Source organism: uncultured Fibrella sp., from assembly GCF_964250085.1.
Lineage (GTDB): Bacteria > Bacteroidota > Bacteroidia > Cytophagales > Spirosomataceae > Fibrella.
On the sequence record NZ_CAXUEC010000007.1, the window covers coordinates 126,306 to 138,730 of the forward strand.

13 protein-coding genes are annotated in these 12,425 nt (G+C 50.4%); 2 read left to right on the forward strand and 11 right to left on the reverse strand.

The window, feature by feature from the left end; all coding sequences use genetic code 11:
* Window positions 1–11: 11 nt before the first annotated feature.
* The 8 genes from ACFE8Q_RS20655 to ACFE8Q_RS20690 all read right to left on the reverse strand — a co-directional run bounded on the left by ACFE8Q_RS20655 (window position 12) and on the right by ACFE8Q_RS20690 (window position 7,905).
* Window positions 12–629, reverse strand: coding sequence for a SprT-like domain-containing protein (locus ACFE8Q_RS20655; protein WP_375447336.1), 618 nt, complete (start codon window positions 627–629; stop codon window positions 12–14).
* A 67-nt stretch (window positions 630–696) separates the two neighbouring features.
* The gene (locus ACFE8Q_RS20660; RefSeq protein WP_375447337.1) at window positions 697–891 is read right to left on the reverse strand and encodes a hypothetical protein; all 195 of its coding nucleotides are present in this window, start codon (window positions 889–891) and stop codon (window positions 697–699) included.
* Between the two features lie 141 nt (window positions 892–1,032).
* Window positions 1,033–1,539 carry a GtrA family protein gene (locus ACFE8Q_RS20665; RefSeq protein WP_375447338.1) on the reverse strand — a complete coding sequence of 169 codons (507 nt, stop codon included), beginning with the start codon at window positions 1,537–1,539 and terminating at the stop codon, window positions 1,033–1,035.
* Window positions 1,540–1,637: 98 nt separating this feature from the next.
* Window positions 1,638–3,071: an NADH-quinone oxidoreductase subunit N gene (locus tag ACFE8Q_RS20670; RefSeq protein ID WP_375447339.1), complete on the reverse strand. Its 1,434-nt coding sequence runs from the start codon at window positions 3,069–3,071 to the stop codon at window positions 1,638–1,640.
* A 62-nt stretch (window positions 3,072–3,133) separates the two neighbouring features.
* On the reverse strand, window positions 3,134–4,606 hold the full coding sequence (locus ACFE8Q_RS20675) for a NuoM family protein (RefSeq protein WP_375447340.1): 1,473 nt from the start codon (window positions 4,604–4,606) through the stop codon (window positions 3,134–3,136).
* Between the two features lie 19 nt (window positions 4,607–4,625).
* Complete coding sequence (nuoL, locus tag ACFE8Q_RS20680; protein WP_375447341.1) at window positions 4,626–6,566, reverse strand: NADH-quinone oxidoreductase subunit L; 1,941 nt, start codon at window positions 6,564–6,566, stop codon at window positions 4,626–4,628.
* A 106-nt stretch (window positions 6,567–6,672) separates the two neighbouring features.
* Window positions 6,673–7,020: an NADH-quinone oxidoreductase subunit NuoK gene (gene nuoK / locus ACFE8Q_RS20685; RefSeq protein WP_375447342.1), complete on the reverse strand. Its 348-nt coding sequence runs from the start codon at window positions 7,018–7,020 to the stop codon at window positions 6,673–6,675.
* A 42-nt stretch (window positions 7,021–7,062) separates the two neighbouring features.
* On the reverse strand, window positions 7,063–7,905 hold the full coding sequence (locus tag ACFE8Q_RS20690) for an exonuclease domain-containing protein (RefSeq protein WP_375447343.1): 843 nt from the start codon (window positions 7,903–7,905) through the stop codon (window positions 7,063–7,065).
* 110 nt (window positions 7,906–8,015) lie between these two features.
* On the opposite strand from ACFE8Q_RS20690, the gene ACFE8Q_RS20695 reads away from it, so the two are divergent.
* The gene (locus ACFE8Q_RS20695) at window positions 8,016–8,471 is read left to right on the forward strand and encodes a regulatory protein RecX (protein WP_375447344.1); all 456 of its coding nucleotides are present in this window, start codon (window positions 8,016–8,018) and stop codon (window positions 8,469–8,471) included.
* Window positions 8,472–8,547: 76 nt separating this feature from the next.
* On the opposite strand, the gene ACFE8Q_RS20700 is transcribed toward ACFE8Q_RS20695, so the two are convergent.
* The 3 genes from ACFE8Q_RS20700 to ACFE8Q_RS20710 all read right to left on the reverse strand — a co-directional run bounded on the left by ACFE8Q_RS20700 (window position 8,548) and on the right by ACFE8Q_RS20710 (window position 11,618).
* Complete coding sequence (locus ACFE8Q_RS20700; RefSeq protein ID WP_375447345.1) at window positions 8,548–9,537, reverse strand: ribonucleoside-diphosphate reductase small subunit; 990 nt, start codon at window positions 9,535–9,537, stop codon at window positions 8,548–8,550.
* Window positions 9,538–9,755: 218 nt separating this feature from the next.
* Window positions 9,756–10,430, reverse strand: a complete 675-nt coding sequence (gene msrA / locus ACFE8Q_RS20705) for a peptide-methionine (S)-S-oxide reductase MsrA (protein WP_375447346.1) — start codon at window positions 10,428–10,430, stop codon at window positions 9,756–9,758.
* 63 nt (window positions 10,431–10,493) lie between these two features.
* Window positions 10,494–11,618: a hypothetical protein gene (locus ACFE8Q_RS20710; RefSeq protein ID WP_375447347.1), complete on the reverse strand. Its 1,125-nt coding sequence runs from the start codon at window positions 11,616–11,618 to the stop codon at window positions 10,494–10,496.
* Window positions 11,619–11,786: 168 nt separating this feature from the next.
* On the opposite strand from ACFE8Q_RS20710, the gene ACFE8Q_RS20715 reads away from it, so the two are divergent.
* Window positions 11,787–12,422, forward strand: coding sequence for an IMPACT family protein (locus tag ACFE8Q_RS20715; protein WP_375447348.1), 636 nt, complete (start codon window positions 11,787–11,789; stop codon window positions 12,420–12,422).
* Window positions 12,423–12,425 lie beyond the last annotated feature (3 nt).

A 12,425-nucleotide genomic window follows, 5' to 3' on the forward strand; every position in this document is an offset into this window, starting at 1 on the left:
TCATCGGCTTTTCAATTTTCATTAATAGGCATTACCAGCGCATCGGCTAGTACGGCGTAGGAACGACCAGACTGTATGTCTTTACAAACGACGCGGGTACGTCGTAACTTACCCCGAACGTACCTTTTTTTCTGAAACTGAAATAACTGACCTTCTGCCAGTTGCCTCAACTCCTGCTGGCCATCAGGCTGAATCTTGTCGGACTGTTTATTGTATGGTCTCAAAGCCTGCATCAATGCTGGCTGAGCCGACGTAGTTGCTGCCGGACGGGCCATGTAATAGCGTAGTGGAACCAGGACATCGGCTGGAAAAATAGCTTCTGTAAGTAGGGGGGCCATTAACCGCTGAAATTGTGTTTGCCAGGTACGTCCATGCGGTTTACCGGGCCGCTTATACGTCTGATAAACGGCGCAATGCGCTACCTCGTGCACATACGTGATCAGGAAAGCGTACGGGTTGAGGTCGGCATTGACGGTGATATGGGTTGTGCCATTAGGTAGCACCCTGAAATCGCCAAGTCGGGTACGTCGTGGTCTGACAATACGGAATCCGAACGGAAACTGTTGCTGAAGTTGCTGACAATAAGCAACAGCTGTTGAGGGTATGTGTTGAGTGAGTTGACCGAGCACAGGGTATAAAAACAAAAAAGCCCTACGAAAATAGGGCTTTTTCTGAGTTGCTGATGAGCAACTAAAATTACTTCGCGCTGTCGGCAGGAGCAACGGCTGACATTGAAGCAGTTGAATCAACGGCAGCAGAGTCAACTGTAGCAGTAGAGTCAACAACGGCAGCAGTTGAATCAACGGCAGCTTCTTCAGTTTTAGGCTTGCTTTCGCAAGAGGCGAGCGTCAGAACGCTACCTACAAACAGGAGGGCGATAACTTTTTTCATGGTACTGTGTTTCGGTGGCTTTAAAGTTTCCGCCGTAAATGTAGATGTCGCCTTGATAATGTGCAATATAGAAGTCTATATTCTCCCCTATTTCTATTTTTGTACTCAAAAAGTACAATAAATAAAGTTTATGGGTAAAAACTAAAAGACATCTTCGTTCTGCCGACCCGTGCGGGCTTTGATGCGGTCGTACATACCCGTACTACGGAAAGTTAATAGTTTGTGCCCGAAGTAGTTGGCCAGGAAGCTAAACCCCATGCCCACCACGTGAGAAAACTTTTCGCGCCAGAAAGTAGAGAGTTTACCGGCAAGTAACGGATCAGCAATCCATTTGAGGGTCGCGGCGGCGATTCCAACCTGAACAGCCCAGGCTACAAGAGCAATGACGAGAAATTTGATGGCTTCGCGGCCTGAGTTACCAGTGCCTTTGGCTGAAAAAGCAAACAGCTTGGTTGGTACGAAACTAACAACAGTAGCTGTCAAATAACCCAGGAGCACGCTCGTGCCAAAACCGAAGTATTGACGGTAGTAGATCTGGCTAAAAAAGTTAACTGAAGCACCGAGCAGAGCCGTCAGAAAGAAGGAAAGAAATTCCCGCTGTGCTTTGTATTTCTCTGTTTGCACGATGCTGATTTCGACAGGCTGCACGTTTTGGAGTATTGATTGCGAACGCAAAAGTACGCAGCGTCCTTGTGTTCTGTTACTTTAAACCCATCTACTGAGTAAACGGGCCTGTTACAGAATGGTTAGATTAACCGTTGAAATAGGCCAGGCACTACCCCTAGCATAATAGTTAGTACGGTAGCGGCAATAAGTACGAACCGATAAAATGGCGCTACGCGTATGGTATCGGCATGACCCTCCCGGAAATACATGGCGATGATAACCCGAAAATAATAGTAAACACTAACCGCCGACATAAGCACCGCTACCACTAAAAGCCAGACCAGCCCCTTGTCTACCGCTGTTGAAAAGAGCATGAATTTACCCCAAAAACCAGCAGTCAGTGGAATGCCAGCCAACGAAAGCATGGCTACTGTCATCACAAAACCGAGAAGCGGGTTGTTTCGGGCTAACCCGTTAAACGCTTCGTAGCTTTCGTCGGGCCGGGTCAATGTAGTCTGATCACCTACGAATGCATCGTTTATCGGTCGGCTTTTAACAACCAGCAACAGGATGCCGAACGCCGCGATCGTTGACAGTGAATAAGCGAGTGAGTAAAACGCAATGGCTCCTTTAGACTGTTGGGTGAGACCCACTAAACCAATCAGCAGATAACCTGCGTGTGAAATGCTTGAGTAAGCCATCATACGCTTGAAACTGGTCTGGTAGACTGCCGTGATGTTGCCGATCAACAGCGTCAGCAGGGTAATGACAGTCAATACCTGCACCCAGTAGCCATAAACGGCATTGGCACTGAAGCACACGAGCAAGATGCGCAGTAAAGCCGCAAAGCCGGCTGTTTTTACTACCGTAGACATGAAAGCGGTAAACAGTGTAGGCGCACCATCGTATACATCGGGTGTCCAGAAGTGAAAGGGAGCAGCCGATACTTTAAACAGCATACCAATCAGCAGCATAAACATACCTGAATAAAACAGCAGCGGCGATGTCTGGCTTTTGATCATGACCGCTACAGAGTTGCCAATGCCCGAAATGGTGAACGTGCCTGTAGCGCCGTAAAGTAGGGCTATGCCAAAAAGTAAGATGCCTGTGGCAAAGGCACCCATCAGAAAATACTTCAACGCGGCTTCGTTCGACCGTAGGTTTCGCTTGTCACTACCAGTCAGAATGTACATGGCAACCGACAGAATTTCGATGCCTACAAAAAGCATGAGCAGGTTTTCGTACCCGATCATCATGATGGCACCAACCAGCGAAAACAACATGATGGCGTAGTATTCGGCCGGTTGCGCGTCTTCATCGTCGAGCAGGCTACCCGACAGGGCCACCACCATAAACGCCGACAGTAATACAATACCGATAAAGACCATAGCCAGGTTATTGATAACCAGCATGTCGTTGAAATAGACGTACGTCTTGTTCCAGTCGTAGAAATTGGCCACAGTCGCTATCACAAGACAGGCCAGGGTGGCAGGCAGTAACACCGCCCTTGACTTCAGGAAGCCCAGAAACAGCAATACAATGCCAGAAATAGAAAGGACAACGATGGGAAACATAGAAAAGGAGAGTTCAATGTTTAAGGTTTAACGTCTAAAGTTTGGGCCCTGGGAACCTTGAACTATTTAATGTATTGCATTAAGTTGGCAACGGCGGGTTCGGTCAGTTTCAGGAACGAGGCGGGGTATAGGCCCATCCAGAAGACGAATACACAGAGTACCAAAAGCGTGTAACTTTCAGTGCCACTTAGGTCTGCTACCGATTCCGTGCGCGTGGTCGTGGTGCCGAACATGCTCTTCTGATACATCCGAAGCATATAGACCGCCCCGAAAATGATGGTCAGTCCAGCCACCAGTCCTAGATAGTGATTGTAGGCGTAGACACCGGCCAGCAACAGGAATTCGCCAACAAATCCGTTTGTTAGAGGAAGGGCCACGCTACCCAGCAGGATGATCATGAAGTAGACCGTCAGGCGGGGCGTTGTTTTGGTGATGCCGCCCAACTGGTCGAGTTGGCGGGTGCCGGTACGTTGCAGAATCAGCTCAGCGATGAAGAAAAGGCCCACTACGTTGATACCGTGGGCAAGCATCTGGATAAGCGCACCTTGCAACCCCATCTCTGAACGGGAGAATACCCCAGCCGCCATCAGGCCAACGTGCGAGAACGACGAATAAGCAATAAGCCGTTTCATGTCGCGTTGCCGGATGGCGATGATAGCCCCGTACACAATGCCAATAATCGACAGGGTGATGGCGAGGCTCCCCCACCGGTCAACACCTGCCGGAACAATAGGTAGCAACAGGCGAATAAGACCATAAACCCCCATTTTCAGCATGATACCGGCCAGCAACATGGTGGCTGGGGTTGGCGATTCAACATACGTGTCGGGCTGCCAGGTGTGGAACGGGAACACGGGCATCTTCACGGCGAAAGCGATAAAGAACGCCCAGAAGATCCATCCCTGTTGCACCGGGCTGAGGTTCAGCGCATACAGATCAGCAATGGCCGAGCTATGAACGCCAGTTGTTGTAACCGGCGTATTGGCGTAGAGATAAACCAACGCCACCAGCATCAGTAAGCTGCCGAAGATGGTGTAAACGAAAAACTTGAACGTAACCTTGATCCGGTTCTCGCCGCCCCACATTGCTGCCAGGAAGTAAATCGGAATCAACGCGGCTTCGAAGAAAAGGTAGAACAGGAAACCGTCGCGGGCTACGAACACGCCCATCAGCGCAGCCTGCATAAACAGGATCAGCGCGTAAAAGGAATTGGGACGGTCATACGTCTGCTTAAAGGTTGACAGTACGATCAGCGGCGTAACCAGTCCGGTCAGGATAACCGGCAATAAGCTGATACCGTCAATAGCCCCGCTGAATCGGATGCCACTTTTGCCATCGGCCGCGTTCAGTAGCCACGCGTAATCGAAGCCAAATTGAAAATCGGCGTTGGCGCTGAAGGTAAGGAAAACGTAGGCGGCCAGTGCCAGTTCGATCAACGTACCCACCAACGCGGTGATGCGAGCAGTTTCACGGGGTGAGAAGAGTACCGCTATGGCCGCTACGATGGGGCAAAAAATCAGGGATAACGTAAGCATGGTTAAGTAGCTGTAACGGTTATTTCCCGCCGATGAAGGGGAGAGTAAAGAAGCGAAGAGCAACGATGAGTGTAATACTGAGCACCATAATCAGCACGTAGAGGCTGATGGAGCCACTCTGTATACGTCGCAGGGCTGTTGAACTTCCGCGAACGGCAAAGGCCACTCCACCTACAACGGCGTCGATAGCGAATTCGCCAAGGCTATAAAACGCGTCGCCTAACGCCCGAACTGGGCGAATGACGATGTTTTCGTATAACTCATCAATGTAGTATTTGCCGTAAATGACCTGTTGCGGCAACGAGCGGGTTTCTGAATCAGGAGCTGGTACCGCTGCATTGCGCACGTACATAACGTACGCGCCAATTGCGGCCAGGATAGCGATGCTCGCCGATACGCCCATCAGGAGCATTTCGGTACCGTGGTCGAGCGCATTGGCTTCAAAAATGGCTGGGTTGGCCTGACGGGCTTCGTCAAACATAGGCGACATGAATTCAGCCAGCTTGGCTGAGCCTCCCAGTACTTCAGGTACGTTCATCAAGCCACCAAGGGCCGATAAAACCGCCAGCACCATCAACGGGAGCGTCATACTCAACGGCGACTCATGCAGGTGATGTTTCTGCTCCGACGTACCCCGGAATTCACCGAAGAACGTCAGGAATAGGAGACGGAACATGTAGAATGAGGTCATAGCCGAGCCAATTACGCCCAACACCCACATGATCTTGCTATGCTCGAATACATGCGCCAGAATTTCGTCTTTCGAGAAAAAACCGGCAAAGGGTGGAATACCAGCAATGGCGATAGTGCCGATCAGGAAGGTCCAGAACGTGATGGGAAGCGATTTGCGCAGGCCACCCATGTTCCGAATATCCTGTTCATCAGACATGGCGTGAATGACGCTACCTGCCCCCAGGAATAACAGCGCTTTGAAGAACGCGTGCGTAATCACATGGAACATGCTGGCCGTGTAGGCCGTTGCACCTAACCCCATGAACATGTAACCCAGTTGCGACACGGTTGAGTAGGCCAGCACCTTCTTGATGTCATTCTGCAACAGGCCAATCGAAGCGGCCAGTAGGGCAGTAGCGATGGCAATGCCACCAATAATATCGAGCGTGAGCGGAGCCAGCGAGAACAGCACGTTGGCCCGGACTACCATATAAATACCCGCCGTTACCATTGTTGCAGCGTGAATCAGCGCCGATACGGGCGTTGGACCGGCCATGGCGTCGGGGAGCCAGGTGTAGAGCGGGATCTGCGCCGATTTACCCATTGCTCCAACAAAGAGTAAGAGCGTTATGGTCAGGACCACCTTGTCGTTCACTTCCATGCCCACCGCTTGCGTAAACACGTCGGTGTATTCAACCGAGCCAAACGTGGCCATGATGGTGAAGATACCCAGCAGAAAGCCCAGGTCACCAATGCGGTTCATGACAAAGGCTTTGCGGGCCGCGTTGTTATAACTGGTGTTGGTGTTCCAGAAGCCGATGAGCAGGTACGAGCATAGCCCAACGCCTTCCCAGCCGATGAACATGATCACGAAGTTGGAGCCCAGCACCAGCAGCAGCATGAAGAACAGGAACAGGTTCAGGAACGCCATAAACTTGCCATAGCCCGCATCATGGTGCATGTAGCCGATACTGTACAGGTGAATCAGCGAGCCGATACCCGTTACAATACCCAGCATCAGCATCGTTAGCTGATCGATCTGGAATGAGAAATTAATGTGGAAGTCGCCAACGCTGATCCAATCGAACAGCACCGACTTGATCACGGCGTTCTGGCCCGCGCTGAACGTACCCCAGAGCAAACAGACGCAGACGAATGCCAGCACGGGGCCTGCCAGCCCAATAATGCCAACCAGCGAAGAAGGCACCTTGCGGAACCCCAGGCCATTAATGATAAAACCCAGAAGGGGAAGGAGAGGTATTAAAAGGCAGAGTAGATCGGTAGACATAGGAACCTGAAGGTTCGAGTTTCAACGTTTCAGGCCTCGAGTGCTTTGCTTATCACCCTATTGCTGGTGTAGCAGCGCACTTGAAATCTGAAACCTGAAACTCTTTTTACCACTTAAGTTTATTCAGCACGCCGATATCCGTCGTGCGGAGATTACGATAAATCATGACAATTATGGCCAGGCCAACTGATACCTCAGCGGCGGCAACGGCCATGATAAAGAAAACGAATACCTGGCCCGCAGGATCGGAGCGGTATGACGAGAAGGCGATGAGAAGGGTGTTTACGGCGTTGAGCATCAGCTCAATCGACATAAACATAACGATGGCGTTACGCCGGGTCAGCACGCCGATGATGCCGATGACAAAAAGAGCGGTGCTGAAGATGAGGTAATAATTCAGAGGAATTTGCTGGATTACTTCCGGAATGGTAGCCGCTGTATCGTTGGGTAGCATAAAAGCTGTGAGTGGAACGTTCGGGCAAAGGTAGAAGAAAATCTATTTTTTCCCGTTTAGCGCACCTGTGAACATCCGTAATCGGATTTCGGTGAAACGGCGTTTAGTATCGAGCGAGAAATCTCCTTTCTGAATCCAGTCGTAGAAAGAGGGTTCCGTTTTAAGCACATCGAGCACGGATTTGCCGGCATGCTTGCCAAAGTTGATGATCTCTTCGCCTTTTTCGTTGAAGACCATCCGCCCTGCCAGATCTACATTATTGTTGCGGGCAATAGAATCGAGCACCTCCATATCGTTGTCGATAGTGAAGCTGATCTTGCGTTGCTCATCCCGTATGGTTCGTCCCGTGTGCTTTTCAACAATCGAGCCCAACACTTCAAACGTAGCCAGCGTATCGGCCTCGGCACCGTGGGCACCTACCAACTCTTTTCCGCAGAAATGGCGATAAGCCGCCGTTAGGTTACGCGGCTCCATGAGGTGATAAATGCGCTGAACATCAACCATCCGGCGATTTTTGATGTCGAAATCAACATTGGCGCGTAGGAATTCTTCGACCAGCAGTGGAATATCAAACCGGTTACTATTGAAGCCAGCCAAGTCGCAACCGTCCAGAAACTGCGCCAGCGTTTTGGCAATGCTCTTGAAGCTGGGGGCATCTTTTACGTCTTCATCATAGATACCATGAATCAGACTTGTCTCAAGCGGAATGGGAATGCCTGGATTGATCCGATACGTCTTCACCACCAACTCGCCTGGATTTTTATCTTTGCCAGGTAGCGCTTTGGCCACACAGACCTCCACAATCCGGTCTTTAGCTGGATTTACGCCTGTCGTTTCCAGGTCGAAAATGGCCAGTGGTTTCTTCAATAAAAACGGATGAGTCATAAGACACGGAGTTGCGTCCGATTGATTAGCACCCACAAAAATAGTGACGCGTTCCATATACCGACGATCAATCTATCGAACCCGCCCCCGCCGAACGGTGTTTTTTTACTATGACCGAATACCTCAAAGATGCGTTGCGGAAGGCCGCTTCGTTCTGCGCCTATCAGGAACGTACCCAGCAGGAGGTACGCAAACGCCTCGACGCATGGGATATCTATGGCGACGATGCGGAGGAAATCATCGCAGAACTCATCACGCAGGGCTACCTCAGTGAAGAGCGATTTGCTACGGCTTTTGCCGGTGGTAAATTCAGAATAAAGGGGTGGGGAAAGCGCAAGATCACGCAGGAACTGGCCCAACGAGGTATTACGGGCTACAACCTCAATAAAGCCCTGGCCGATATTAAACCCGATGATTACCGCGCCAAATTAACCGACCTGCTCGACAAAAAACGCCGCCAGGTTCGTGACGACAATCCGCTGGTGGTTAAACAAAAACTGGCTCGTTATGCCCTCAGTAAAGGCTACGAGCCAGCGTTGATCTGGGAAGTATTGGGTGCTGAATGAAACGTACCACAGACTTCAGTCTGTATTTTATCGGGAAGCAAAAACGGACTGAAGTCCGTAGTACGTTGATAACTAACTAGAAATCAGCGTCCATTGAGAACTTGGCTGCTTCGTTTTCTTTCGTTGATGACATTACACCGGCTTTCTGGTATTCGCCCACGCGTTTCTCGAAGAAATTGGTTTTGCCCTGAAGCGAGATCATGTCCATGAAATCGAAGGGGTTGGCGGCGTTATACACTTTATTGAGGTTCAGCGATATCAGCAGGTGATCGGCCACAAACTCGATGTACTGTTTCATCAGTTCGGCGTTCATTCCGATCAGGGAAACGGGCAGTGCATCGGTCACGAACTCCTGCTCAATCGTTACCGCGTCGCGAATGATCTGGTACACAGCCGCCGGGTCCATCTGATTTCTGATGTGATCCGTATACAGCAGGCAGGCGAAATCGCGATGAAGGCCTTCATCGCGCGAAATCAGTTCGTTCGAGAAGGTCAGGCCGGGCATAAGTCCACGTTTTTTCAACCAGAAGATTGAGCAGAACGAGCCCGAGAAGAAAATGCCTTCAACGGCGGCAAAAGCGATCAGGCGTTCGGCAAAACTGCCGTTTTCAATCCAGCGAAGCGCCCATTCTGCTTTCTTCTGAACGCACGGAATCGTATCGATGGCATTCAGCAGCCGATCTTTCTCGACGGGATCTTTAATGTACGTGTCGATCAACAGTGAATAAGTCTCCGAGTGGATATTCTCCATCATAATCTGGAAACCATAGAAGCACTTCGCTTCAGCATACTGTACTTCCGACAGAAAGTTAACCGCCAGATTCTCGTTTACAATTCCGTCTGAAGCGGCGAAAAAGGCCAGAATGTGCGAGATAAAGTGCCGCTCGCCATCATTCAGGTTATTCCAGTCGGTCATGTCCTGACCCAAATCAATCTCTTCAGCGGTCCAAAATGAGGCTTCATGCTTTTTGTACATCTGCCAGATATCATTGTGCTTGATAGGAAAGAGCACAAACCGGCTTTTGTCTTCTTCTAGAATAGGCTCAATTGCAGTTGCTGTAAGCATGCGTAGGTGAGGTTTTGAACGGGTTGACGTACCGCTACAAAAGGCAGGGTACAGATTGTTTACGTGTTAACAAAAATAGCCGTTTCGCCCGCTTGAACTGCCTTGTCGGCTGAATAAATTTAAAAATTCCGATTCAACTACGAACCGGAATCAGAACAGTAATATTCTGTGAATTAATAGGATACATGGCTGGCAACGTACCTGAAACCAGCCTCTTTTTACGGAGCGGTTTTCAGCTTGTCGGCAAGGCGCTTTTTGAATTTTTCAACCTTCGGTTCCGATACACTGACGATATATGCTTCATCGGGGTGGGCGCGGTAATACCCCTGGTGATACACCTCGGCGGGATAGAATACCTTGAATGGAACAACCTGCGTAACTACCGGGTCATTATGTTCGCCAGTTGCGTTAAACCGCTTGATGGCCGCCTCAATGCTGGCCTTTTCGGCGGGTGATCGGTAGAAGGCAATCGATCGATACTGCGTACCTACATCTGGCCCCTGTCGGTTGAGCGTGGTTGGGTCATGCGCATACAAAAAGGCTTTCACCAGTGTATCGTAGGGAATCACTTTCGGGTCATAATATACCTGTACCGATTCCGCGTGGCCGGTTTCATTGTTGCCGACCTGCTCGTAGGTGGGATTCGCTTCACCGCCGCCCGAGTAACCGGAAACCGCCTCACGAACGCCCCGAAGCAGTTCAAACTCTTCTTCAATACACCAGAAACAACCCGCCGCAAATGTAGCAACAGCTTCGCCCGGTTGCGCGTCAGGCAGTTTTGCTGGCGAAGTATCTTTTACAGTGGTCCCCTCGGTGCTTTTATTAGCGGTACAGGCTGTAATGGACGTACCTGCAATGGAGAGCAGGAATAAATAAATCAGATAACGGAACATAGATGAAAAAAGGAATGGCTACCAATCGATGATGAGCTGGTACGACTATGATATACGGGGAAATCAGACCCAAAGACCTCGCCCTTTATAATATTCCCGGCCAATTTCTTCAATATCTTCAATCGAATAGGAAAGCCAGCCGCGTTGCTGAAACTGACGTAGCCGCCGCCGCTCGAACCACGACAGGCCACCATCGATTAGAACACCAAAAATGATCAGCCGTTCCAGCGGGCGACGTACCTCTGGAGGCGCTTCGGCAAGCCGGTCGAGAAAATGGCCCGTTGGCTGAATAACCTGAAGCCCGAAGCGATCCATCAGCGTTTCCGTCAGCAGGAGATGCGCGTAGTTGTACTGGCGTTTCAGGATGGCCACGTATTGCAGCGCCTCGGGGATCAGCTCACAAAATGCCTGGTTATGCTTCCATTCTTCGTGCAGGCTATCAACAAATTCGCGGATGGTGAGCGGGGCCATCACCCGAATTTTGGCCTCATGAATGACCTGATTCGACGCCCATATATTCCAGAACGCATAAACGGGCATACCAGCCAGATCGGTTACCTGACGAAGAACAAACCGGCCTAAGAGGCGTTTTATCAGAAATTTTAATACCACATTGCTCAGCGCTGCCTTTAGCTTATTCACAATAAAAAAGGCAGTGAGTCCCCATTGTGGAAGCCCCAAGTACGGATTTATGCCAAACCGCAGAATGCCCTGATTCTCTTTCTCCTGCGCCGCGTCGGCCAGTGCGTGCAGGTGCCGTTCGTATTGGGCGTCATGCTGCCGGGGAAACTGGCAAACCGCCATTACATACCGCACCGCCCGTAGGTTGATGTAAAGTAGCGCGTAGATTTCGAGGTAAACCAATAACACGCCGTAGAGCAATGTAATTAACGGCAATTCATAGGTCGTCTCAAACAGCGTTAATGAAGTAGGCTCGAAAAAAGCAGGCCAGAGGTATTGCGGTACATATAGAAGCAGCACGCCGAGGATGCCAAATGACCCAGCCATTGCCAGCGTCTGCCAGCGAATCTTGGCAATGACATGGCTCTCCCGGTTGTTCATCACAAACGGTTCGTCTGTAGGATGCGGTGACTCCAATGCTCCCCGCAAGTAGCGCAACGCTAGCTGGTCGATAGGACCAGGTGTGTTGTCGGGCGGTTGAGTAGACATCGGCAGAGTAGCTTGCATCAGAATGGTTTGTAGGCTATACAACTTAGAAACAGGCAGGCGTGTTTTGAAACGCTACAGGAGTATTTACTTGTTGATGTTGAAACCAACAAGCAGGGGAAGTTAAACCGCCTTATCGAACCCATTGATTGTCAACTATAAGCCCACGATTCCGCTGATTTTGTACGAATGATTGTTGACGATACCTTTCGCACGCTGGCTACGCCAACCACCGGCGAATACCGTGACCGGGGCAGTAAATTTCTGGCCTTTGCTTACCCAATTCGCACTGAATCAGACGTTCGAACGTACCTGGAAGCCCTCAGAACGCAACATCCCAAAGCGGTTCATCACTGCTATGCGTACCGTCTTGGCGTAGACCGCAACAACTACCGCGCAAACGACGACGGTGAACCCGGCGGCTCGGCCGGTCGGCCCATCCTGAATGTGCTCTACTCGCGTGACCTGACCAACGTGCTGGTTGTGGTGGTTCGCTACTTCGGAGGTACGTTGCTAGGCGTTCCGGGCCTGATCAATGCCTACAAAACGGCTACCAATGCCGCCCTCGACGAAGCCACTATGATCGAACAAACGGTGAATGAAACGTATCAGGTACGTTACCCTTTCGAGCAGATGAACGAGGTGATGCGCCTTGTGAAAGAGCAACACTTAATCGTTCTCAGACAAGACTATGATACCGCCTGTATTCTGGAAATAGAAGTCCGCAAGTCGCTGGTGGTCATCGTGTTGCAGCGATTGGGGAAGTTGGAAGGAGTAGAAATCAGTTTACTATTTACTGTTTGCGGTTTACTGTTGCGCTGCTAAACC

Bases quoted from the DNA above. Each gene is read 5' to 3' on its own strand.
- nuoL (WP_375447341.1), bottom strand. From the start codon at position 6,566: ATGTCTACCGATCTACTCTGCCTTTTAATACCTCTCCTTCCCCTTCTG.
- ACFE8Q_RS20695 (WP_375447344.1), top strand. From the start codon at position 8,016: ATGACCGAATACCTCAAAGATGCGTTGCGGAAGGCCGCTTCGTTCTGC.
- msrA (WP_375447346.1), bottom strand. From the start codon at position 10,430: ATGTTCCGTTATCTGATTTATTTATTCCTGCTCTCCATTGCAGGTACG.
- ACFE8Q_RS20710 (WP_375447347.1), bottom strand. From the start codon at position 11,618: ATGCAAGCTACTCTGCCGATGTCTACTCAACCGCCCGACAACACACCT.
- ACFE8Q_RS20675 (WP_375447340.1), bottom strand. From the start codon at position 4,606: ATGCTTACGTTATCCCTGATTTTTTGCCCCATCGTAGCGGCCATAGCG.
- ACFE8Q_RS20690 (WP_375447343.1), bottom strand. From the start codon at position 7,905: ATGACTCATCCGTTTTTATTGAAGAAACCACTGGCCATTTTCGACCTG.
- ACFE8Q_RS20670 (WP_375447339.1), bottom strand. From the start codon at position 3,071: ATGTTTCCCATCGTTGTCCTTTCTATTTCTGGCATTGTATTGCTGTTT.
- ACFE8Q_RS20700 (WP_375447345.1), bottom strand. From the start codon at position 9,537: ATGCTTACAGCAACTGCAATTGAGCCTATTCTAGAAGAAGACAAAAGC.
- ACFE8Q_RS20660 (WP_375447337.1), bottom strand. From the start codon at position 891: ATGAAAAAAGTTATCGCCCTCCTGTTTGTAGGTAGCGTTCTGACGCTC.
- ACFE8Q_RS20715 (WP_375447348.1), top strand. From the start codon at position 11,787: ATGATTGTTGACGATACCTTTCGCACGCTGGCTACGCCAACCACCGGC.
- nuoK (WP_375447342.1), bottom strand. From the start codon at position 7,020: ATGCTACCCAACGATACAGCGGCTACCATTCCGGAAGTAATCCAGCAA.